Raw genomic sequence first — 22,755 nt, forward strand, 5'->3', positions numbered from 1 at the left:
TTTCCCCTTGCGTTAAAAATACGCCCGCAGACTGCCAGCGAGCCTGCTTCGCGTACCCAATAAAATGGAAATAAAGAACTGCGCGCTGGCGGTGAGCACAATGGATGGCCCGGCCGGGAGACTCATCGCCCAGGAGAGGCTCAACCCCAGCCATGCGCAGACAATACCGCTGATGCCCGCCATCAGTAGTAACGCCGGTAGCGTGCGTACCCAGCAGCGTGCCGCCACGGCTGGCAGCATCATCAGACCGACGGCCATCAGCGTGCCGAGCACCTGAAAACCGGCCACCAGGTTAAGAACCAGCAGCGCCAGAAACAGTCCGTGCAGCAGGCCGGGCAGCCAGCGGGCGTTCACCTGTAGCCAGGCGGTGTCAAACGCTTCGGTAACCAGGCCGCGATAAAACATCGCCAGCACGATGAGAGTGAACATGCACACGCCTGTGACAAACAGCGCGGCGTCGTTGTCCACGGCGAGGATGGAGCCAAACAGCAGATGCAGCAGATCGACATTCGACCCACGAAGCGATACCAGCGTGACCCCCAGCGCCAGTGAGCCAAGATAAAATCCGGCAAAGCTGGCATCTTCCTTAAGCGGCGTGCGTCGGCTGACCAGACCGGCCAGCAGCGCCACGGTAATGCCCGCGACAAAACCGCCGATACTCATTGCCAGCAGCGACAGGCCGCTGAGCAGGTATCCCACGGCGACGCCCGGCAAAATAGCGTGAGAAAGGGCATCGCCCATCAGGCTCATCCGGCGCAGCTGGAGGAATACGCCGAGCGCGGTGGTGCTGATAGAAAGCGCCAGGCAAACCACCAGCGCGCGGCGCATAAAGCCGTACTCGATGAACGGCTGGAAGAATGTGTGCCAGATCATGCCACCCTCACCCGCTCGGTTTTCCACTGAGGCACGTCAGCATCCAGCCGCAACGTCTGCGGGAAGTGGCGCGACACGCGCTCGCTGTCGTGCAGTACCGCGAGCAGCGTTTGCCCCTGCATATACATCTCCAGCATCACATCCATCAGCACGTTACAGGTGGCTTCATCGATGCCGGTAAAGGGCTCGTCCAGCATCACCAGCGGCGCCTGCTGTACCAGGACGCGGGCAAACAGCATGCGCTGGAACTGACCGCCGGAGAGCTCATCAATGGTGGATAACGCCATGGATGCCAGCCCGACCCGCTCAAGCGCGCTGGCAATGCGCAACCGCGTTTCGCGACGAAACCCGGAAAGCAGCGAAATGCCCGGCCAGCAGCCCATGCTGACGACATCGCGAACGGTCAGCGGAAACTGCGCCTCCAGCGCGTGACGCTGTGCCAGCCAGCCAATCACCGGGCGCTTCCCCTGCCAGCGAAAACCGCCGCTTACGGGTGGGATAAAACCGGCGAGCGTTTTCAGCAGCGTGGATTTGCCGCAGCCGTTGGCCCCAACAATGGCGGTCATGCTGCCGCGTTCAATGACGCCCGAAAGCGCACGCGTGACGGGCTGGTGGTCGTAACCCGCAACCAGTTCATTCATCACGATCATGGCAATGCCACCGCCCAGCGCACGGCCAGGCCGAGAAAGACGATAAGCACCAGCGCCAGCAAAAGCCGAACCGGCGCAGAAAGAGAGAAAAGGGACGTTGACATCTCGGCACCAATTTAAATGTTATAACATAACAATAATGAAAGGTGATTAGGATGTAAATGGCAGGGTTGAAAAGGGAGTGTGGCGAAATGTTTCTGCAAAACGCCCTCTCCTATGGGAGAGGGCAACAGGCCGCACCGTGCGCGCAGCCATGCCGGGTGGCGGCGTTGCCTTACCCGGCCTACCCGTCGGGGTAACTTACTGACTAAACGGTGACGCCGCCGGCACGCGGGCCTGCGATACCGCCAGCCCCAGCTGCCACACGGCCATCGCATAGTGGGTGCTGTGGTTATAGCGGGTGATGGTGTAGAAGTTCGGCAGCCCGTACCAGTACTGATAGCCCGTTCCGACATCGAGACGCAGCAGACTCGCCTGCTGTGCATTGCCCAGCGGCTGCGTTGGCGTTAGGCCTGCCGCGGACAGCTGCGAAATGCTGTAGTTGGTTTTGAAGCCGTTTTCCAGCCCCGGCGCCTGACCGTTCGCCTGCACCGCCACCTGGCCACCCGGCACCCAGCCGTGCGCTTTGAAGTAGTTCGCCACGCTGCCGATGGCATCGACCGGATCCCACAGGTTGATATGGCCATCTCCGTTAAAGTCGACGGCATACTGCTTATAGGAGGACGGCATAAACTGGCCGTAGCCCATCGCGCCGGCAAACGACCCTTTCAGATCGAGCGGATCGTCCTGTTCGTTACGCGCCATCAGCAGGAAGGTTTCCAGCTCGGAAGAGAAATACTCCGCGCGGCGCGGGTAGTTAAAGGAGAGCGTCGCCAGCGCATCCAGAATGCGGGTTTTGCCCATCACGCGGCCCCAGCGGGTTTCCACGCCGATAATCCCGACGATAATTTCAGGCGGCACGCCGTACACCTGCCACGCGCGGTTAAGCGCATCTTCATACTGATTCCAGAACGCCACGCCGTTTTGCACGTTGTCCGGGGTAATGAACTGTTTGCGATAGCGCAGCCACGCCCCGTTTGGCCCGCTCGGCACCTGGGCCGTCGGCGCCTGTCTGTCCATCAGGCGCAGCACGTAGTCCAGACGCTTGGCCTGAGACAAAATTTCGTGCAGCTGCTGTCTGTCAAAGCCGTGCTTGCTCACCATTTTATCGATGAACTGCTCGGCCGCCGGGTTATTCGCGAAGTCGCCGCCCATCTGCATCATATTGTGCTGCGGCTCCAGCAGGAATCCTCCGGAAGGCGCGCCCGCCGTTTGCTGAACGGCTTCGGTCTTAGGTTTGCTACTACAGGCAGACAGCAGAATAAGCGCAGGCAACAGCGCTGCATAACGACGCTTGAACATGAGACATCCATTTAACGGGTTCGATAAGAACCCAGTATGGTAAAGCATCCGCAACACCTCAAGGAAGCGGTACGCACCTCCCCAACGCAAATCCGTGCTTTTTTCCCCCGAAAATCATTCACCACGTCAATTATCTTTCAAAATAATCCATTTTTCTTTCATTGTGAGATCTAACTAACACTTTAAAACCTTTCAAAGTGATTATTATTAGCCACAGATAGACAAAAACAAACGCCCTACAGGAGAGAAGAATGATAGAAACCATCACCCACGGCGCCGAGTGGTTCATCGGGCTGTTTCAGAAAGGCGGAGAAGTGTTCACCGGCATGGTGACCGGGATCCTGCCCCTGCTGATCAGCCTGCTGGTGATCATGAACGCGCTGATTAACTTTATCGGCCAGCAGCGCATTGAGCGCTTCGCCCAGCGCTGCGCCGGAAACCCGCTGTCCCGCTACCTGGTTTTACCCTTCATCGGCACCTTCGTGTTCTGCAACCCGATGACCTTAAGCCTCGGCCGCTTTATGCCAGAGAAGTACAAGCCGAGCTATTACGCCGCCGCCTCCTACAGCTGCCATTCCATGAACGGCCTGTTCCCGCACATCAACCCCGGCGAGCTGTTTGTTTATCTCGGGATCGCCAGCGGCCTTACCACGCTTGGCCTGCCGCTCGGCCCGCTGGCGGTGAGCTACCTGCTGGTCGGTCTGGTGACCAACTTCTTCCGCGGCTGGGTGACCGACCTCACCACCGCTATTTTCGAGAAAAAAATGGGCATCCAGCTTGAACAGAAAGTCCATCTTTCAGGAGCAACAGCATGAACCGGATCCGCATTGAGAAAGGCACGGGCGGCTGGGGCGGCCCGCTGGAGTTCGACGCCACCGAAGGCAAAAAGATTGTGTACATCACCGCGGGCACGCGCCCGGCGATCGTCGACACGTTGCGCGATCTGACCGGCTGGGAAGCGGTCGACGGCTTCAAGGAAGGCGAACCGCCGGAAGCGGAAATTGGCGTGGCGGTGATCGACTGCGGCGGCACGCTGCGCTGCGGCATCTATCCGAAGCGCCGCATTCCGACGGTAAATATTCACTCCACCGGGAAATCCGGCCCGCTGGCGCAGTACATCGTTGAAGATATTTATGTCTCAGGCGTGAAGGAAGACAACATCACCCTGGTGAAGGGGACGTCTGCACCGCAAAAATCGGCCCCGCGCGAGTACGACACCAGCAAGAAAATTACCGAGCAGAGCGACGGCCTGCTGGCGAAGGTCGGGATGGGCATGGGGTCCGCCGTGGCGGTGCTGTTCCAGTCCGGGCGCGACACCATCGACACGGTGCTGAAGACCATCCTGCCGTTTATGGCGTTCGTCTCGGCGCTGATCGGCATCATCATGGCCTCCGGCCTGGGCGACTGGATTGCACATGGCCTCGCCCCGCTCGCCAGCCACCCGCTCGGGCTGGTCACGCTGGCGCTGATCTGCTCCTTCCCGCTGCTGTCGCCGTTCCTCGGCCCGGGCGCGGTGATTGCTCAGGTCATCGGCGTGCTGATTGGCGTGCAGATTGGTCTGGGGAACATTCCCCCGCACCTCGCCCTGCCCGCCCTGTTTGCCATTAACGCCCAGGCGGCGTGCGACTTTATCCCTGTGGGGCTGTCGCTGGCCGAAGCGCGCCAGGACACCGTGCGCGTGGGCGTGCCGTCCGTGCTGGTCAGCCGCTTCCTGACGGGCGCGCCGACGGTGCTGATTGCCTGGTTTGTCTCCGGCTTTATTTATCAATAAGAGGTTCCTGCCATGACCGTGATTTACCAGACCACCATTACCCGCATCGGCCAGAGCGCGGCGGATGCGCTGAGCGACCAGATGCTGATCACCTTTCGCGAAGGGGCGCCTGCGGATATCGAAGAGTTTTGCTTCATCCACTGCCACGGCGAGCTGAACGGTGAGCTAAAGGCCGGGAGCCAGCTGGAGCTGGGCGAGGCGCGCTATGCCGTGACCGCCGTCGGCGACGTCGCTGAACAAAACCTGCGCGAGCTGGGCCACATCACCCTGCGTTTCGACGGCCAGCCGCAGGCGGAATATCCCGGCACGGTTCACGTAGCGGGCCCGGTTCCGCAGGCCGTTACCCCAGGCTGCACGTTAAAATTTGTTGCATAATTAAGGAGATAGACATGAGTCAGGTTGCCGTTGTCATTGGTGGGGGACAAACCTTAGGCGAGTTCCTCTGCCGTGGGCTTGCCGCTGAGGGTTACCGCGTGGCGGTAGTGGACATTCAGAGTGAAAAAGCCGCCCGCGTGGCGGACACCATCAACACCGAGTTTGGTGAAGGAATGGCGTACGGGTTTGGCGCCGACGCCACCAGCGAGCAGAGCGTGATGGCGCTGGCCCGCGGCGTGGACGAGATTTTTGGCCGTACCGACCTGCTGGTCTACAGCGCCGGCATTGCGAAAGCGGCCTTTATCAGCGATTTCGAGCTGGGGGATTTTGACCGCTCGCTGCAGGTCAATCTGGTGGGCTATTTCCTCTGCGCCCGCGAGTTTTCCCGTCTGATGATCCGCGACGGCATTCAGGGGCGCATCATTCAGATCAACTCAAAATCGGGGAAAGTGGGCAGCAAGCACAATTCCGGCTACAGCGCGGCGAAGTTTGGCGGCGTGGGGCTGACGCAGTCTCTGGCGCTGGATCTGGCCGAATACGGCATTACCGTCCACTCGCTGATGCTGGGCAATCTGCTGAAATCGCCGATGTTTCAGTCCCTGCTGCCGCAGTACGCCACCAAGCTCGGTATTAAAGCGGAAGAAGTGGAGCAGTACTACATCGATAAAGTGCCGCTCAAGCGCGGGTGCGACTATCAGGACGTGCTGAACATGCTGCTGTTTTACGCCAGCCCGAAAGCCTCGTACTGCACCGGACAGTCAATTAACGTCACCGGTGGGCAGGTGATGTTCTGAGTTCATTCCCCGGTGGCGCTGCGCTTACCGGGGCAACAATCCCCGTAGGCCGGGTAAGGCGCAGCCGCCACCCGGCAATTAAAGGAGCCGATATGGTCACCGCACTCATTACCGTCGCCGCCCTCGCCTGGCTCTGCCAGATGGCGTTTGGCGGCTGGCAAATCCATCGGTTTAACCGCGCGTTTGACGCCCTGTGCCAGAAAGGCCGCGTGGGCGTCGGGCGTTCCGGTGGACGTTTCAAGCCGCGGGTCGTCGTGGCTGTTGCGCTGGATGAAAACAACAAGGTCTGCGATTCCCTCATCATGCGCGGCATGACCGTCTTTGCCCGTCCGGTGAAAATCCAGGCAATCAACGGCATTTCGCTGCAGGAATTGCAGCCCGATGTGATCTTTCCCCATGATCCACTTTGTCAGAATGCACTATCATTAGCGCTTAATCTGAAACATGGATAATTTCGTTGTGAAAGATATAGACTTGCGAAATTATCATTTCGCAACCTAAGGAACGAAGCGCCTATGAAACCTCGTCAGCGGCAGGCGGCCATTCTTGAGTATCTGCAAAAACAGGGAAAATGCTCGGTGGAGGATCTGGCCCACTACTTTGACACCACCGGCACGACGATACGCAAGGACCTCGTATTGCTCGAAAACTCTGGCGCCGTCATTCGAACCTACGGCGGCGTGGTGCTCAATAAAGACGAAGCGGACCCGCCTATCGACCACAAAACGCTGATCAACACCCACCAGAAAGCGCTGATTGCCGAAGCCGCCGTTAAATTTATCCACGATGGCGACTCGATCATTCTGGATGCAGGCAGTACCGTCCTGCAGATGATCCCCCTGCTCAGCCGCTTTAACAACATCACGGTGATGACCAACAGCCTGCACATCGTCAATGCCCTGTCAGAGTTCGACAGCGAGCAGACCATCCTGATGCCCGGCGGCACCTTCCGTAAAAAATCGGCGTCGTTTCACGGGCAGCTGGCGGAGAATGCCTTCGACCACTTCAGCTTCGATAAGCTGTTTATGGGCACCGACGGCATCGATCTGAACGCGGGCGTCACGACGTTCAACGAAGTGTTCAGCGTCAGTAAAGCCATGTGCAACGCCGCGCGGGAAGTGATTCTGATGGCAGACTCGTCGAAGTTTGGCCGCAAAAGCCCCAACATTGTCTGTAGCCTGGAAAGCGTCGACAAGCTGATTACCGACGCGGGTATCGATCCGGCGTTCAGGAAAGCGCTGGAAGAGAAAGGCATCGACGTGATCGTAACCGGAGAGAGAGATGAGTGATTTTCTGTTAGAAACGGGCCGCCAGACGCTGATGCTGGAACTGCAGGAAGCCAGCCGCCTGCCGGAACGTCTGGGCGAGGATTTTGTCCGTGCCGCCAACACTATTATCCACTGCGAAGGCAAAGTGATCGTGGCGGGCATCGGTAAATCCGGCCATATCGGCAAAAAGATTGCCGCGACGCTGGCCAGCACCGGCACCCCGGCGTTCTTCGTGCACCCTGCCGAAGCGCTGCACGGCGATCTGGGAATGATTGAAAGCCGCGACGTGATGCTGTTTATCTCCTACTCCGGTTCGGCGAAAGAGCTGGACCTGATTATTCCACGTCTGCAGGAAAAATCGGTCGCCCTGCTGGCGATGACCGGGAAATCCCGCTCGCCCCTGGCGCTGGCCGCCAAGGCAACGCTGGATATTTCCGTTGAGCGTGAAGCCTGTCCGATGCACCTCGCCCCCACCTCCAGCACCGTGAATACCCTGATGATGGGCGACGCGCTGGCGATGGCGGTGATGCAGGCGCGTGGGTTTAACGAAGAAGATTTCGCCCGCTCGCATCCGGCGGGGGCGCTCGGGGCACGCCTGCTCAACAAGGTTCACCACCTGATGCGCACCGACGATGCTATTCCGCAGGTCAAACTCGATACCAGCGTCATGGACGCGATGCTGGAGCTCAGCCGCACCGGTCTGGGGCTGGTTGCGGTGTGCGATGACGACGGGTACGTCAAAGGCGTGTTCACTGACGGCGACCTGCGCCGCTGGCTGGTGGGCGGCGGTAAGCTGGAAACAGACGTGTCGGACGCCATGACCCAGGGCGGGCTGACGCTGAACGCCGAGAGCCGCGCCATTGAAGCCAAAGAGGTGCTGATGAAGCGCAAAATCACCGCCGCACCGGTGGTGGATGACACCGGCAGGCTGTGCGGTGCCATCAACCTGCAGGATTTCTATCAGGCCGGGATTATCTAACCCTTCAGCCCGAGACGCTTCGCCAGCCGGTGCAGGTTGGCGACGTCCATCTCCAGCGCCCGGGCGCACGCCGCCCAGTTGTGGTTGTTCTGCTCCAGCGCGCGGGTAATCATCTGACGCTGAAACGCCTCTGTCGCGTCACGCAGATTTTCATTCGCTCTCTCTGGTACAGCCTGCGCAATAGACGCAATTTCATCATGCTGCGCAAAATGCCGGGCATGTATAACCACTTCATCACCCGAACGCGTCGCTCGCGCCAGCACCACCGCGCGGTGAATCGCGTGCTCCAGCTCGCGCACGTTGCCCGGCCAGCCGTAGCTCAGCAGATGCGCCCTCGCCCCCGGGCTTAACACCACGCGGGAAAGCCCCATCCTGAGACGGCACTGCTCGCAGAAATAACCCGCCAGCAGCACCACGTCGTCCCCGCGCTCGCGCAGCGGCGGCACGGTAAGCGGAAACACGCTCAGGCGGTGGTACAGGTCGGCGCGAAACTGCCCGGCCAGCACCGCCTCACGCAGGTCGCGGTTGGTCGCCGCCAGCACGCGCACATCCACTCTGTGACTGCGGTCATCCCCCACGCGCTGGATATCGCCGTACTGTAATACGCGCAGAAGTTTGGCCTGGAGCGACAGAGAGAGCTCGCCAATTTCATCCAGAAACAGCGTGCCGTTATCGGCCATTTCGAACTTGCCGCTGCGGTTGCTGATGGCGCCGGTAAACGCCCCTTTGACGTGACCAAACAATTCGCTTTCCGCCACGCTTTCCGGCAGCGCGGCGCAGTTGAGGTACACCAGCGGATTGACCGCGCGCGGCGACGCTTCGTGAATCGACTTCGCTACCAGCTCCTTACCGGTGCCGGTCTCCCCGAAGATCAGCACGTTCAAATCGGACGCGGCAACAATCTCAATCTCTTTTTTGAGCTGCGCCATGCCCGGCGAGAGGCCAATCATCTCCGTGTGCGTCACCTGCTCAAACGCCGCCGGGCTGCCGGGAGAAATATTCTGACTCTCCAGCTGTTCAATCAGCAGCGCATTGTTCAGCGCCCCGGCGGCCAGGGCGGCAATCAGGCGAAGCTCCTCATCGCTGAAGGTATCGAACTGGTCCGGCGACAGGCCGTCGAGGGTCAGCGCCCCAATCAGATTCTGCCCGGCAAACAGCGGCAGGCCAATACAGGCGTGCACCTTCAGGCTCTCCTGGCCTGGAATCAGCCCGTCGTACGGGTCGGGCAGATCGCTGTCCGCCGGGAAACGCACCACGTCACCCGCGCGGGCGATGGTCTCCAGACGCGGATGGCCTTCAAGGGTAAAGCGCCGCCCGAGCACGTCCTTCGCCAGGCCGTCGATGGCCAGGGGAATAAACTGCCGCCCCTCGTAGCGCAGCAGCGCCGAGGCGTCGCACGCCAGCACGTGGCGCAGCGTGGAGATCAGCCGCTGGAAGCGGTCCTGATGACCAATACCGGTTTGCAGTTCAATGGCGATTTTCGCCAGCACGTCTACGGAAAAGCTCATCTCTGCCTCGCTGTCATTTTGACAATGCATGTTGTCATAGTGACACTGTTTTTAATAGTCATAATGACTACCCATTTCGGATCATCAAATTGTTAACCTATAAAAATCAATATTTTAAAAGTTGGCACGCGGATTGATATAAGCAAACCATCCTATTTGAAAAACGCGATATTACGCTGAGGTTTGCTATGTCTATTCTGGTTAAAAATAACATTCATTGGGTGGGTCAACGTGACTGGGAAGTGCGCGATTTCCACGGGACGGAATATAAAACGCTGCGCGGCAGCAGCTACAACAGCTATCTCATTCGTGAAGGTAAAAATGTGCTGATCGATACCGTCGATCACAAGTTCAGCCGCGAGTTCGTGCAGAACCTGCGCGGCGAAATCGATCTGAACGCCATCGACTACATCATCATCAACCACGCGGAGGAGGATCACGCCGGGGCCCTGACCGAGCTGATGTCGTATATTCCGGACACCCCGATCTACTGCACCACCAACGCCATCGACTCGATCAACGGCCACCACCACCATCCGGAGTGGAACTTCCACACCGTGAAAACCGGCGATGCGCTGGATATCGGCAACGGCAAGCAGCTGATCTTCGTGGAAACGCCCATGCTGCACTGGCCGGACAGCATGATGACCTACATGACCGGCGACGCGGTGCTGTTCAGCAACGACGCCTTCGGCCAGCACTACTGCGACGAACGTCTGTTCAACGACGAGGTGGATCAGACCGAGCTGTTCGAACAGTGCCAGCGCTACTACGCCAACATCCTCACCCCGTTCAGCCGTCTGGTGACGCCTAAAATCACCGAGATCCTCGGCTTTAACCTGCCGGTGGAGATGATTGCCACCTCCCACGGCGTGGTGTGGCGTGAAAACCCCACCCAGATCGTGGAGCTGTACCTGAAGTGGGCGGCGGATTATCAGGAAGATCGCATCACGATCTTCTACGACACCATGTCCAACAACACCCGCATGATGGCGGACGCCATTGCCCAGGGCATCAACGAAGTGGACCCGAACGTGGCGGTGAAAATCTTCAACGTGGCGCGCAGCGATAAAAACGAGATCCTCACCAACGTCTTCCGCTCCAAGGGCGTGCTGGTGGGCACCTCCACCATGAACAACGTGATGATGCCGAAGATTGCCGGCCTGGTCGAAGAGATGACCGGCCTGCGTTTTCGCAACAAGCGCGCCAGCGCCTTTGGCTCCCACGGCTGGAGCGGCGGTGCGGTCGACCGCCTTTCCACCCGTTTACAGGATGCAGGGTTTGAGATGTCGATGAGCCTGAAAGCGAAATGGCGGCCGGATATCGACGCCCTGGAAATCTGCCGCCAGCACGGCCGCGACATTGCCCGTCAGTGGGCGCTCGCACCGCTGCCGGAAACCGCCCCCGCCGCGGCGGTTGCGCCGGAAGCCGTAGCTGAAGCCGCCGCTGCCGACCTCGGTCCTTGCATGCAGTGCAGCGTGTGCCAGTGGATTTACGACCCGGAACGGGGCGAGCCGCTGCAGGATGTCGCCCCGGGCACGCCGTGGAGTGAGGTGCCGGACAATTTCCTCTGCCCGGAATGTTCCCTCGGGAAAGACGTCTTTGATGAACTGGCAACGGAGGCAAAATGAGCCACGGTATCGTCATTATCGGCTCGGGCTTTGCCGCCCGCCAGCTGGTGAAAAATATCCGCAAGCAGGACGCTAACGTGCCGCTGACGCTGATCGCCGCCGACAGCATGGACGAGTACAACAAGCCTGATTTAAGCCACGTCATTAGCCAGAACCAGCGCGCAGACGATCTCACCCGCCAGACGGCGGGGGCGTTCGCAGAACAGTTTAACCTGCGTCTGTTTCCGTACACCTGGGTTACCGATATCGACGCCAACGCCCGTCTGGTGAAAGCGAAAGATAAAACCTGGCACTACGACAAGCTGGTGCTGGCGACGGGTGCCTCTGCGTTTGTGCCGCCGGTTGAGGGCCGCGAGCTGATGGTCACGCTCAACAGCCAGCAGGCGTATCAGGCCAGCGAAACAGAGCTTCGCGACGCCACGCGGGTGATGATTGTCGGCGGCGGTCTGATCGGTACCGAGCTGGCGATGGACTTCTGCCGGGCGGGAAAATCCGTGACCCTGGTCGACCACGCGGCGAGCATTCTGTCAGCGCTGATGCCCGCTGAAGTGAGCAGCCGCTTACAGCATCGTCTGACCGACATGGGCGTCCATCTGCTGCTGAAATCGCAGCTGCAGAGCCTGAGCAAAACCGGCAGCGGCATACGTGCAACGCTCGACCGCAGCCGCAGCGTGGAGGTGGATGTGGTGATTGCGGCGACGGGGTTGCGCCCGGAAACGGCGCTGGCGCACCGCGCAGGCGCCGAAATTAACCGCGGCGTGAAGGTTAACAGCTACCTGCAAACCACCCAGCCGGACATGTATGCCCTGGGCGACTGCGCGGAAATTAACGGCCAGGTGCTGCCGTTCCTGCAACCGATTCAGTTAAGCGCCATGTGCCTGGCGAAAAACCTGCTCGGGGGCAACGCTCCGGTGAAATTACCCGCCATGCTGGTGAAGGTAAAAACGCCGGAATTACCGCTGCATCTCGCAGGCGAAACGCAGCGTCAGGATCTGGACTGGCAGATTGCCCTTTCGCCGCAGGGCATGGTGGCGCGCGGCACCGATACCGACGGTCAGATGCGCGCCTTTGTCGTCAGTGAGGACAGGATGAAAGAGGCCTTCGCCCTGCTGAAATCGCTCCCTGCTTAACCCTCCTGTTGCCGGGTGGCGCTCCGCTTACCCGGCCTACATGCAGACCCGTGCAAGCGTAGCGCCACCGGACTGGGTCGTTCAGGAACGTACCACCAGCGCGTCGTAGCCGCGCCAGCGGTAATTCGCCATCGAGATCAGCCAGCAGGCGACAAACAGACCCACGACGACAAACCCGGCGTTGCCCAGATTGTCGTTTACCGCGCCAATCAGATCCCAGAGGCCGCCGCTGAGGGCAAATTTATCCATCAGCAGACCCAGCGCTTCCAGCCCGCCGATAAACAGCGCCACCACCACGGAGGTGCCGGTGATGGTCATGTTGTAGTAAAGCTTGCGCTGCGGTTTGTTAAACGCCCAGCCGTAGGCACCCACCATCAGCAGGTTGTCGAGGGTATCCACCAGCGCCATGCCGCTGGCGAAGAGTGCCGGGAAGATCATGATTGACCACACCGACATTCCGCTGGACGCGCTGGCGGCAGAGATCCCCAGCACGCCGATCTCGGTGGCCGTATCAAAGCCGAGACCGAACAGGAAACCGACCAGGTACATCTGCCAGCTTTTATTGACGAGGCGGAAGGTCTTGCCGAACAGCCAGTTCATCACCCCGCCCTGAGCCGGTAGCGTGATGTCGTCCTGCACCGGCCTGCCGCGTTTTAGCGCCTGAAAACTGCGCCAAACGCCGCGCAGGATCACCATATTCACCAGCGCCATCGCCAGCAGGAAGGTCGCGGAAACGGCGGTGCCAATCAGGCTGCCGGTTTCGTGGAACCACGCCATGTTCTTCTGAAACGCCGTGGCGGTAGCGGCGATGGCAATGGAGGCCAGCACCACGATGGTGGAGTGGCCCAGCGAGAACCACGCCCCCACGCCGGACGGGCGTTTGCCCTGCTGCATCATCTTACGCGTCACGGTATCAATGGCGGCAATGTGGTCAGCGTCCACCGCGTGACGCAGTCCGTAGCACCACGCCAGCAGGCTTGCCGCCATCAGCGCCGTGCTGCCGCTAAAGGTGTGCCATGCCCATCCCCAGGCCAGCAGGTTTGCCATTACCAGAGCCAGCAGCAGAAGCGCGGCGCGAGGTTCATTGCGTAACAGTCGTAACATTTTAAGTCCTTTGTAAACATGACCGGGCTGCGGCGACCACCGCCTGCCCGAAGGAGATCGCTCCGTCACCTGCGGGCAGGCGCGAAGGAAAAAGAAGCGTAAAGTCAGAAAGATAATGACGCAGACGCGCGCGCAGCAGACGGTTGTGTAATACCCCGCCGCTGAGGCAGATTGTCGACAGCGACAGGCGCCGGGCGTGAAACGCGGCGAGCTGCGCCAGCCCTTTTGCCAGCGCGTCGTGAAACGCCCAGGCGCGCGCGCAGGGCTCCGCCTGCCAGCTCAGCCACTGCTGCCAGAAAAGCGCGAGGTTATCCACTATCAGCGTCACCGGATGGTCGACACCCGCGCACTGCGATGCCAGGGCTTCCAGCCGGCAGGCGGCCTCACCTTCCCAGGATTGGGTTTCGATACCCAGCGCGCAGGCGACTGCATCAAACAGGCGACCGCAGGACGAGGCCCGCGGCGCGTTGAGGCCACGCTGGATCGCCGTCGCCAGCAGCGGCCAGTTCTGGCGCTGTACCGCGTGGGTTTCCGGGTACTGCTGCCAGTCAGGCACAAACGCCAGACAGTGGGCGAGCAGATTGCGCCACGGCTGCCGCGCCGCCAGATCGCCACCCGGCAGCGCAACGGCAGGCAGGCCACCCAGATGCGCGTATTCGAGATAGCTGACCCGCAGGCACTCTCCGCCCCACAGCGCGCCGTTTTCCCCCATGCCGATCCCGTCCAGCGTCAGGGCGATAACGTCTCCGCCCTCGCGCGGCCAGCCGTTTTCGGCCATGCACGCCGCCGCGTGAGCGTGATGGTGGTGTACCTCTTCAAGGGGCAACGCCTGCGCCTGCGCCCACTGGCGAGCGCGATACCCCGGATGGGCATCGCACACCACGCGCGTCGGCTGAAAGGCGTAAATGTCCTGCATCACCGACAGCGCGGAACGCCACTGCGCTTCCACACCCTCGTCACCGAGATCGCCAAAATGCTGGCTCAGCACCGCCTGGTTCCCACGCACCAGGCAGAAGGTGTTTTTCATCTCCGCCCCGGTGCACAGCATGGCGGGGATATTGTCGAACCCGGCAGGCAGCGTGATGGCATCCGGCACAAAGCCGCGCGCGCGGCGCAGCATCGCACCGTCCCGATCCATCACCGAATCGTCCATCCGCTGCAGGATATCGCGGTTATGCAGCAGGAAACCGTCCGCGATGCCGCTGAGCTCATCCAGTGCCTGGCGGATGGTGACGGCAGGTGGTCTGCCGCTGAGGTTGCCGGAGGTCATCACCAGCGGGCGCTGACAGTCCATCATCAGAAGATGCTGCAGCGGGTTCGCAGGAAGCATGATGCCCACGGAATCCAGACCGGGTGCGATACCTTCCGGGAGCGCGGGCAGCCAGGCTTTTGGCGTGAGTACAATAGGTGCGGCGGGTGAGCGTAGCAGCGCCTGAACCGTCTCCGGCAGGTCATCCGCATGCGGGATCATTACCGCCAGCGGCTTCGACGGGCGCTGCTTGCGTGACCGAAGCGTTGCGACCGCCTGCGGGTTACGCGCATCGCAGACGAGGTGAAAGCCGCCCAGACTTTTAACCGCAACAATACCGCCGCTTTTCAGCATCGCTACCGCCGCGCGCAGCGCAGCCTCGCGCTCAGCGGTCATGTCGCCCGCACGCCACGCCAGCGCGGGTCCGCAGTCCGGGCAGGCGACCGGCTGGGCGTGAAAACGGCGGTCGGCAGGATTACGGTACTCTGCTTCACACGGCCCGCAGAGCGGGAACGGCGCCATTGCCGTGGCCGGACGGTCATAGGGCATCGCGCGGATAATGGTAAACCGCGGCCCGCAGTGGGTGCAGTTGATAAACGGATAGCGATAGCGGCGTTCGCGTGGGTCGCACATCTCAGCCAGACACGCCGGGCAGGTCGCGGCATCGGGGACAATCTGGGTGTCCATCGTCCCGGCCCCGCTGTGGCGGATGGTAAAGTCCTCCGGCACGTGCGCCCAGGTAAACGGCTGCGTTTCCACGCGATCAATGCGTGCCAGCGGCGGGCAGTCCTGATGCAGCCTCGCGGTAAAGGCCCCCCCATTACCCGCGAGGCGCACCAGCACGCCCTCTCCGTCATTGCAGACGTCACCGGTCAGCTGAAGCGCCTGCGCCAGCTGCCAGACGAAGGGACGAAACCCCACGCCCTGCACCTTGCCGCGCACCCGCAGCTGAACGCCGTTGCTGCTCATACGGTTCAGAATAGCAGTGATGACGAGGTGTCGAACGCCGCGCGACGGCGCTTTTCGGCGCTCATCTGCTCAAGCTTGTCGCGATCCACGCAGACCAGCGCGTGCGTCGGGCAGGCTTCCATACAGGCCGGGCCGGCCTCACGGTGGTAGCACAGGTCGCACTTGTTGGCTTCGGCTTTCTCCGCCCGCACGCTCAGCCCCATGCCGCTGTTGCGCACCACCGGACGGACCACCACCTCCATCGCGCCATACGGGCAGGCAACCACGCAGGTTTTGCAGCCAATGCAGCGCTCCTGCATCACGTGCACAAAGCCTTTCTCGCGTTTAATCGCCCCGTTCGGGCAGACGTTCGCGCACGGAGCGTCTTCGCACTGGCGACAGATGGCGGCGGTGGAGATATTCACGCCTTTGATGACGTGGATGCGCGGCAGGAAGGTGTCAGGGGTGAGCGACGCACAGTCCTGCTCCGCCTGATGGGAAACCACGCACGCCACTTCACAGGTACGGCAACCAATACACTTACTGGCATCGGCCATAATAAAACGGTTCATCTGCTTCTCCAGCATTACAGTTATGCGCGGAGATATTCATAAACCGTGCCAATAATTAACGCATTGATTTTATAGAACTTTAAAAATCGCAGCGGCGCTGTCATCGTCACTTATGACGATGACAGCTGTCGACATCAGCGGTGTGGGCCGTCAATAACCGAGTCGCGCAGGACAAGCTCGCCGGAGAAGGTTTGCTGATATTTAAACTCGCCGCCGTCGAGCATGAAGATCAGGCGGCTGATGGTCTCCTGAATCATCTCCGTTACCGGAATGCGTACGCTGGAGAGCGACGGCACGATGTAGGGCGCGATGGCCACATCGTCGAAACCGATCACCGACACCGCGTCCGGCGTGGCCACGCCGCTGTCGTGCAGCTGCTTCAGGGCACCGATGGCCATATCGTCATTGCTCGCCACCAGCGCCGTAAAGCGTTCGCCGCGCGCAAGCAGGTCGGACACCGCCGCCGCGCCGCTGGCGGGGTTCCACTTCCCCTGCGCGATCAGCCCCTCGCGCAGCGGAATACCGTGCTGCGCCAGCGCGTCCTTGTAGCCGGAGAGACGCTCGACCCCGGTGGGGGAATCCATCGAGCCGGTGATAAAGGCGATCTCCCGATGCCCTTTCGCAATCAGCTGTGACACCGCGTCCTGGCTGGAGGCTTTATGATCGGACCAGACGCTGTGGCTGCTGTTTTTTCGCAGGCGGCGGTTGAGCACCATAATGGGCTGCTCGCACTTCTCGACGATCGCATCCATCTCATCCACGCTCAGAAAACGCGGATAGATGATCACCGCGTCGCAGCGCATATCCAGCAGATACTGGATCGCCTCGCGCTCCTCATCGGCGCTGTGCTTGCCGTCCGCGAGGATCAGCTGTCGCCCTTTCTCTTCGGTCATGCGCGCGGCGTGAAACAGCAGTTCGCTAAAGTAGACGCCGTGATAAAGGGTGTTCGTCACCACCAGGCCCAGCGTCTGGGTGCGTTTGGTCGCCAGGTTGCGCGCCAGCAAATTTGGGCGATAGCCGCTCTCTTCAATGGCCTGAAACACCCGGTCTTTGGTCTCCTGGCTGACGTAGCCATTACCCGACAGCACCCGGGACACCGTCGCTTTCGAAACGCCTGCCCGCTTCGCCACTTCCAGCATCGTGGTCATGTTTTTTTCCATCCGAAACTCATGCGGGCAGTGTACTGCACTGCAGAAAAATTGTCGCAGCGGCGACATCACGCTTTCGGCACCTCATTGCGACATTCATCACGAAACGAAAAAATGGTCAAAAAGCGATCTTGTTTCATTCATAAAAACTCATGATGATTATGTGGAACCGGTTTCCTACATTTCACACAACGATAACAGGATCACATCCGATGGCCAAAAATTACGCTGCGCTGGCGAACGACGTTATCAGCGCGCTGGGCGGCAAAGAGAACATCGTCGCCGTCACCCACTGCATGACGCGACTGCGTTTCGCTCTGAAAGACGAAACCCTCACCGACGCCGCGCGCCTGAAAAGCATCAGCGGCGTGCTCGGCGTGGTGCGTAACGACAACCAGTGCCAGGTGATTATTGGCAATACCGTCTCTCAGGCGTACCGCGAGGTGGTAAGCCTGCTGCCCGCTGACCTGCAGCCCGCGGTGCCGGAAGGCCCGCAAAAGCTGACGTTACGCCGCATTGGCGCCGGGATCCTCGACGCGCTGATCGGCACCATGTCCCCGCTGATCCCGGCGATCATCGGCGGCTCGATGGTCAAGCTGCTGGCGATGATCCTCGAGATGACCGGCGTGCTGCCCAAAGGCGCACCGACGCTCACCATTTTGACCGTCATCGGCGACGGCGCGTTCTTCTTCCTGCCGCTGATGGTGGCGGCCTCGGCGGCGGTAAAATTCAAAACCAACATGTCGCTGGCGATAGCCATTGCGGGCGTGCTGGTGCACCCGAGCTTTATCGAGCTGATGGCGAAAGCCGCGCAGGGCGAGCACGTTGAGTTCGCCTTTATCCCGGTGACGGCGGTGAAATACACCTACACCGTCATCCCCGCGCTGGTGATGACCTGGTGCCTGTCGTACATCGAACGCTGGGTGGATCGCATCACCCCGGCGGTGACGAAAAACTTCCTCAAGCCGATGCTGATCGTGCTGATTGCCGCCCCGCTCGCCATCGTGCTGATTGGCCCGCTGGGGATCTGGATCGGTAGCGCCATCTCCGCGCTGGTCTACACCATTCACGGCTACCTGGGCTGGCTCTCCGTGGCGATCATGGGCGCATTGTGGCCGCTGCTGGTGATGACCGGGATGCACCGCGTCTTTACGCCGACCATCATTCAGACCATTGCCGAAACGGGCAAGGAAGGGATGGTCATGCCGTCGGAAATTGGCGCCAACCTGTCGCTCGGCGGTTCGTCGCTGGCGGTGGCGTGGAAAACGAAAAACCCGGAGCTGCGCCAGACGGCGCTGGCGGCGGCGGCCTCCGCCATCATGGCGGGGATCTCTGAACCGGCCCTGTACGGCGTCGCGATCCGTCTGAAACGCCCGCTGATTGCCAGCCTGATCAGCGGCTTTATCTGCGGCGCGGTGGCGGGCATAGCCGGTCTTGCCAGCCATTCGATGGCGGCACCGGGGCTGTTCACCAGCGTGCAGTTCTTCGACCCGGCCAACCCGATGACCATCGTCTGGGTGTTTGGCGTGATGGGTCTGGCAGTGGTGCTGTCGTTTATTCTGACCCTGATACTGGGCTTTGAGGATATTCCGGTCGAAGACGAGGCTGAAAAAGCGCGCGCCCTGCAGACCGCACCGGTACAGAACAACGCAGCAAAAGCATAAATTGAAAGCGAGGTAAGAATGTCTGTTTTTCCACAAGGATTTTTATGGGGCGGCGCGCTTGCCGCCAACCAGAGCGAAGGGGCTTACCGTGAAGGCGGCAAAGGGCTGACGACGGTCGATATGATCCCCCACGGCGCGAATCGCCTGGCAGTGAAGCTCGGTAAGGAAAAGCGTTTCTCGCTGCGTGACGACGAGTTCTACCCGAGCCACGAGGCGATTGATTTTTACCATCGCTATAAAGAGGACATCGCCCTGATGGCGGAGATGGGCTTTACGGTGTTCCGCACCTCGATCGCCTGGAGCCGCCTCTATCCGAACGGCGACGAGCCGCTGCCGAACAAAGAAGGCATTGCCTTTTACCGCGCGGTGTTCGAGGAGTGCAAAAAGTACAACATCGAGCCGCTGGTGACCCTCTGCCACTTTGACGTGCCGATGCACCTGGTGACGGAGTACGGCTCCTGGCGCAACCGCAAGATGGTCGATTTCTTCGCCCGCTACGCCCGCACCTGCTTCGAAGAATTTAACGGGCTGGTGAAATACTGGCTGACCTTCAACGAAATCAACATTATGCTGCACAGCCCGTTCTCCGGGGCGGGACTGGTGTTTGAGGAAGGCGAAAACGAAGACCAGGTGAAATACCAGGCCGCGCACTACGAGCTGGTGGCGAGCGCGCTGGCGACCAAAATTGCCCACGAGGTAAACCCGGAAAACCAGGTCGGCTGCATGCTGGCGGGCGGTAACTTCTACCCCTACTCCTGCAAGCCGGAAGACGTATGGATGGCGCTGGAGAAAGACCGCGAGAACCTGTTCTTTATCGACGTGCAGGCGCGCGGAAGCTACCCGGCCTACTCTGCCCGCGTGTTCCGCGAGAAAGGCGTGGTGATTGTTAAAGATCCGGGCGATGACGAACTGCTGAAAAATACCGTCGACTTTGTGTCGTTTAGCTACTACGCCTCGCGCTGCGCCTCGGCGGACATGAACGCGGGCAACACCAGCGCGGCGAACATCGTGAAGTCCCTGCGCAACCCTCACATTCAGGTGAGCGAATGGGGCTGGGGCATCGACCCGCTCGGGCTGCGCATCACCATGAACATGATGTACGACCGCTACCAGAAGCCGCTGTTCCTGGTGGAAAACGGCCTCGGCGCGAAGGACGTCATCGATGAAAATGGCGAGATCAACGACGACTACCGCATCAGCTACCTGCGCGAGCATATCCGCGCGATGGGCGACGCGATTGAGGACGGCGTACCGCTGATGGGCTACACCACCTGGGGCTGCATTGACCTTGTCTCGGCCTCGACGGGGGAGATGAGCAAGCGTTACGGGTTTGTGTACGTCGACCGCGACGACGCCGGGAACGGCACGCTGGAGCGCAAACGCAAGAAATCGTTCGGATGGTATAAGAAGGTGATTGCGAGTAACGGGGCGGATCTGGCGTAGCCTGTTTTGCCGGGTGGCGGCTTCGCCTTACCCGGCCTACAAAACCGTAGGCCCGGTAAGCGTAGCGCCACCGGGCGCTGCTCAGAGCTGAGAAAACCCTCCGTTCCCAACCCATCCCGCTAGCCGTGAATACACCACGTCCACCGCCTCTTTCACCGGCGGCGTCATCGGGTAATAAAACCCGACAATGTCCGGCTGAATGCCCAAAAACAGCACCTCGCCCACGTCACCTTTGATCTGATCCACGAGGTAGTTCAGCGGCATATTGTGGGTGGTCATCATAAACATCTCGGTGATGTCGTCCGGGTCAATCAGGCGGATCTCGCCGGGGTTGAGCCCCATATCGGTGGCATCGACGATTAACAGCCTGTCCGGGCGCAGCTCGCGGATGGCCACCACGTCGTTTTCCGGCGCGCTGCCGCCGTCAATCACCACCCAGTCGCCCTGCGGGTTCGCGGCACACATCTCTGCGAGCAGCGGACCCGCGCCGTCGTCGCCCATCATGCTGTTGCCGACACACAGTAAAACGTCAGTCACGTAATCTCCTCACCATCAGGTAGATGGCGCTCTCCTGATGAATATCATGCAGCATGCCGAGCAGCGTTTTGCTCCAAGTCTGCTGCTCCGGGGTTTGCCTGCCCAGCGCCGCGTCAAAGGCGTTGGCGAGCATGGCAATGTGGTTCACATCGATCACGATCTCACCGTACTTCGGCACGCCTTCCATTTTGCGCCGCGCCGTGCTGCCCTCCTCCAGCGTGGCAATCCACGCCAGGTATTCCGGCCAGGGGCAGCTCAGCGCGGCCTCCAGGCAGTCAATCACCCCGAGGTGATGCCCAATCGCCAGGCTGTAATAGACCACCTGCTGCGCCGCATCCGGCGTGGCATCGTTCTCATCAATAAACTTACGGCTCAGCTGGCTGAACACCACCGTTTCACTCATCGGATACGCGCCTCATCGACGATGCTGTTCAGGTTCGCCACAATCTCATTGAGGCGCGGATCGTTTTCCGCCTCCAGCCAGCGCGCCACCTGATGGTCGCCCTGGCTCAGCAGGCGCAGATAGTCATCGGCAATCTGGCGCCCGTAGCGGTACCCCGCCAGCCTGCGCGCCGTGCGGTCAACCTTCACCCGCAGCGGCTGCACCATGTCCGGGTGCAGAATGGCGGCCGGCTGGTTGTCGAGTTCGCCCGGCTCGCGGGCGTGGATTTTCTGCTCCAGCAGGCCGAGCGCCATCGCGAAGCCGTACAGCGTGGCGGCGGGCGTCGGCGGGCAGCCCGGGATGTAGACGTCCACCGGCACGATTTTGTCGGTGCCGCCCCAGACGCAGTAGAGGTCATGGAAGATGCCGCCGCTGTTGCCGCAGGCGCCGTACGAGATGCAAATTTTCGGGTCCGGCGCGGACTGCCAGGCGCGCAGCGCGGGCGAGCGCATGGCGCGGGTGACGGCCCCGGTGAACAGCAGGATGTCCGCATGACGCGGGGACGGCACCACCTTGATGCCGAAGCGCTCGGCGTCAAACAGCGGCGACAGCGTAGCGAAGATCTCAATCTCGCAGCCGTTGCAGCCGCCGCAGTCCACGCGGTAGACGTAGGCCGAGCGTTTGATTTTTTTCAGCAGCGACGCCTTCATGCTGGCGATGGATTCGTCCACCGTCATCGGCACCGGAATGCCGTTTGCGTCGCGCGGGCCCAGTAGGTTTTCCATCAGCTGGCCTCTCTCATGTGGCGGGTGATATCAATGCGGTCGGACGGCAGCAGGCATTTCTGACGCTTGCACGCCGGGCAGGTTTCGAAGCTTTCGCGGTGGTGTTCCGCGCGCGCGTCGCCGTTGTGCTGCAGCAGCGCGATGGCGTAGTCGATCTCTTTTTGCACGGCGAACGGGCGCTGGCAGACCCGGCAGTGGCACAGGTCAAAGCGCGACTGCTGCAGGAAATCCTCTTTCTTCCACACCGCCAGCTCGTACTCCTGAGACAGGCGAATGGCGACCGTCGGGCAGACCTCCTCACAGCGGCCGCAGAAGATGCAGCGCCCGAGGTTAAACTGCCAGGCCAGCTCGCCGGTTTTGAGATCCGTTTCCACCGTCAGGGCATTCGACGGACAGGCGTTGAGGCAGGCCGCGCAGCCGATGCACTGCTGCGGGTTGTGCTCCGGCTTGCCGCGAAAGTTTTTGTCGACCGGCATCGGCTCCAGCGGATAGCGGCTGGTCTGCGTGCCGGTTTTGATCACTTTTTTGATAAAGGTAAACATG

The 22,755-nt window shown here is 60.8% G+C and carries 23 protein-coding genes; 11 read left to right on the forward strand and 12 right to left on the reverse strand.

The window, feature by feature from the left end; genetic code table 11:
• Positions 1 to 12: 12 nt before the first annotated feature.
• The 3 genes from AA74_RS0110870 to mltB all read right to left on the reverse strand — a co-directional run bounded on the left by AA74_RS0110870 (position 13) and on the right by mltB (position 2,924).
• Entirely contained in the window at positions 13 to 873 is an 861-nt protein-coding gene (locus tag AA74_RS0110870) for a metal ABC transporter permease (protein ID WP_008499549.1), read from the reverse strand.
• Entirely contained in the window at positions 870 to 1,523 is a 654-nt protein-coding gene (locus tag AA74_RS0110875; protein WP_023344785.1) for a metal ABC transporter ATP-binding protein, read from the reverse strand. The genes AA74_RS0110870 and AA74_RS0110875 overlap by 4 nt, the downstream gene beginning before the upstream one ends.
• A 300-nt stretch (positions 1,524 to 1,823) precedes the next feature.
• On the reverse strand, positions 1,824 to 2,924 hold the full coding sequence (mltB, locus tag AA74_RS0110880; RefSeq protein ID WP_008499552.1) for a lytic murein transglycosylase B: 1,101 nt from the start codon (positions 2,922 to 2,924) through the stop codon (positions 1,824 to 1,826).
• 251 nt (positions 2,925 to 3,175) lie between these two features.
• Between mltB and srlA the strand changes: the two genes are divergently transcribed.
• The 7 genes from srlA (at position 3,176) to gutQ (ending at position 8,111) form a co-directional block, all read left to right on the forward strand.
• The gene (gene srlA / locus AA74_RS0110885) at positions 3,176 to 3,739 is read left to right on the forward strand and encodes a PTS glucitol/sorbitol transporter subunit IIC (protein ID WP_023333189.1); all 564 of its coding nucleotides are present in this window, start codon (positions 3,176 to 3,178) and stop codon (positions 3,737 to 3,739) included.
• Complete coding sequence (locus AA74_RS0110890) at positions 3,736 to 4,695, forward strand: PTS glucitol/sorbitol transporter subunit IIB (protein WP_023325954.1); 960 nt, start codon at positions 3,736 to 3,738, stop codon at positions 4,693 to 4,695. Before srlA ends, AA74_RS0110890 begins: the two co-directional genes overlap by 4 nt.
• Positions 4,696 to 4,707: 12 nt before the next feature.
• A complete protein-coding gene (srlB, locus tag AA74_RS0110895) occupies positions 4,708 to 5,070 on the forward strand; it encodes a PTS glucitol/sorbitol transporter subunit IIA (protein WP_008499554.1) in 363 nt (120 codons plus the stop codon).
• Positions 5,071 to 5,084: 14 nt separating this feature from the next.
• Positions 5,085 to 5,864, forward strand: coding sequence for a sorbitol-6-phosphate dehydrogenase (gene srlD / locus AA74_RS0110900; protein ID WP_023294411.1), 780 nt, complete (start codon positions 5,085 to 5,087; stop codon positions 5,862 to 5,864).
• A gap of 92 nt (positions 5,865 to 5,956) precedes the next feature.
• Positions 5,957 to 6,316, forward strand: coding sequence for a transcriptional regulator GutM (gene gutM / locus AA74_RS0110905; RefSeq protein WP_008499556.1), 360 nt, complete (start codon positions 5,957 to 5,959; stop codon positions 6,314 to 6,316).
• A gap of 63 nt (positions 6,317 to 6,379) precedes the next feature.
• Positions 6,380 to 7,153, forward strand: coding sequence for a DNA-binding transcriptional repressor (locus AA74_RS0110910; protein ID WP_025912375.1), 774 nt, complete (start codon positions 6,380 to 6,382; stop codon positions 7,151 to 7,153).
• The gene (gutQ, locus tag AA74_RS0110915) at positions 7,146 to 8,111 is read left to right on the forward strand and encodes an arabinose-5-phosphate isomerase GutQ (RefSeq protein ID WP_025912376.1); all 966 of its coding nucleotides are present in this window, start codon (positions 7,146 to 7,148) and stop codon (positions 8,109 to 8,111) included. Before AA74_RS0110910 ends, gutQ begins: the two co-directional genes overlap by 8 nt.
• Here gutQ and norR read toward each other — a convergent pair.
• Positions 8,108 to 9,619, reverse strand: coding sequence for a nitric oxide reductase transcriptional regulator NorR (gene norR, locus AA74_RS0110920; RefSeq protein ID WP_025912377.1), 1,512 nt, complete (start codon positions 9,617 to 9,619; stop codon positions 8,108 to 8,110). The genes gutQ and norR overlap by 4 nt on opposite strands.
• Before the next feature lie 188 nt (positions 9,620 to 9,807).
• Between norR and norV the strand changes: the two genes are divergently transcribed.
• Both norV and norW read left to right on the forward strand, forming a co-directional pair.
• The gene (gene norV, locus AA74_RS0110925) at positions 9,808 to 11,250 is read left to right on the forward strand and encodes an anaerobic nitric oxide reductase flavorubredoxin (RefSeq protein ID WP_008499561.1); all 1,443 of its coding nucleotides are present in this window, start codon (positions 9,808 to 9,810) and stop codon (positions 11,248 to 11,250) included.
• Entirely contained in the window at positions 11,247 to 12,380 is a 1,134-nt protein-coding gene (gene norW, locus AA74_RS0110930; RefSeq protein WP_025912378.1) for an NADH:flavorubredoxin reductase NorW, read from the forward strand. Before norV ends, norW begins: the two co-directional genes overlap by 4 nt.
• A gap of 81 nt (positions 12,381 to 12,461) precedes the next feature.
• Here norW and AA74_RS0110935 read toward each other — a convergent pair whose 3' ends face one another.
• From AA74_RS0110935 to AA74_RS0110950, 4 genes are all read right to left on the reverse strand, one after another.
• Positions 12,462 to 13,484 (reverse strand): HoxN/HupN/NixA family nickel/cobalt transporter, encoded by a 1,023-nt coding sequence (locus tag AA74_RS0110935; RefSeq protein ID WP_021241944.1) that lies wholly within the window; start codon positions 13,482 to 13,484, stop codon positions 12,462 to 12,464.
• A 1-nt stretch (position 13,485) separates the two neighbouring features.
• Positions 13,486 to 15,702 (reverse strand): carbamoyltransferase HypF, encoded by a 2,217-nt coding sequence (gene hypF, locus AA74_RS0110940; protein WP_025912379.1) that lies wholly within the window; start codon positions 15,700 to 15,702, stop codon positions 13,486 to 13,488.
• A 5-nt stretch (positions 15,703 to 15,707) separates the two neighbouring features.
• Positions 15,708 to 16,253: an electron transport protein HydN gene (hydN, locus tag AA74_RS0110945; protein ID WP_008499565.1), complete on the reverse strand. Its 546-nt coding sequence runs from the start codon at positions 16,251 to 16,253 to the stop codon at positions 15,708 to 15,710.
• Between the two features lie 134 nt (positions 16,254 to 16,387).
• A complete protein-coding gene (locus AA74_RS0110950) occupies positions 16,388 to 17,401 on the reverse strand; it encodes a LacI family DNA-binding transcriptional regulator (protein ID WP_023325960.1) in 1,014 nt (337 codons plus the stop codon).
• A gap of 212 nt (positions 17,402 to 17,613) precedes the next feature.
• On the opposite strand from AA74_RS0110950, the gene ascF reads away from it, so the two are divergent.
• Positions 17,614 to 19,065 (forward strand): PTS cellobiose/arbutin/salicin transporter subunit IIBC, encoded by a 1,452-nt coding sequence (ascF, locus tag AA74_RS0110955; protein WP_025912380.1) that lies wholly within the window; start codon positions 17,614 to 17,616, stop codon positions 19,063 to 19,065.
• A gap of 18 nt (positions 19,066 to 19,083) precedes the next feature.
• Positions 19,084 to 20,508 (forward strand): 6-phospho-beta-glucosidase, encoded by a 1,425-nt coding sequence (locus tag AA74_RS0110960; protein WP_025912381.1) that lies wholly within the window; start codon positions 19,084 to 19,086, stop codon positions 20,506 to 20,508.
• Between the two features lie 81 nt (positions 20,509 to 20,589).
• Here the strand turns inward: AA74_RS0110960 and hycI are convergent, their stop codons facing one another.
• Genes hycI through AA74_RS0110980 form a run of 4 tightly spaced genes read right to left on the reverse strand, consistent with a single transcriptional unit; the run spans position 20,590 to position 22,754 of the window.
• Positions 20,590 to 21,045: a hydrogenase maturation peptidase HycI gene (hycI, locus tag AA74_RS0110965; RefSeq protein WP_025912382.1), complete on the reverse strand. Its 456-nt coding sequence runs from the start codon at positions 21,043 to 21,045 to the stop codon at positions 20,590 to 20,592.
• A complete protein-coding gene (locus AA74_RS0110970; protein WP_021241939.1) occupies positions 21,038 to 21,448 on the reverse strand; it encodes a formate hydrogenlyase maturation HycH family protein in 411 nt (136 codons plus the stop codon). The genes hycI and AA74_RS0110970 overlap by 8 nt, the downstream gene beginning before the upstream one ends.
• Positions 21,445 to 22,212: an NADH-quinone oxidoreductase subunit B family protein gene (locus tag AA74_RS0110975; RefSeq protein WP_021241938.1), complete on the reverse strand. Its 768-nt coding sequence runs from the start codon at positions 22,210 to 22,212 to the stop codon at positions 21,445 to 21,447. Before AA74_RS0110975 ends, AA74_RS0110970 begins: the two co-directional genes overlap by 4 nt.
• Positions 22,212 to 22,754, reverse strand: a complete 543-nt coding sequence (locus AA74_RS0110980; protein WP_025912383.1) for a formate hydrogenlyase complex iron-sulfur subunit — start codon at positions 22,752 to 22,754, stop codon at positions 22,212 to 22,214. Before AA74_RS0110980 ends, AA74_RS0110975 begins: the two co-directional genes overlap by 1 nt.
• Position 22,755: the final 1 nt, after the last annotated feature.

This window comes from Enterobacter sp. 5-4 (genome assembly GCF_000612205.1).
In the GTDB taxonomy this organism is placed as follows: domain Bacteria; phylum Pseudomonadota; class Gammaproteobacteria; order Enterobacterales; family Enterobacteriaceae; genus Enterobacter; species Enterobacter roggenkampii.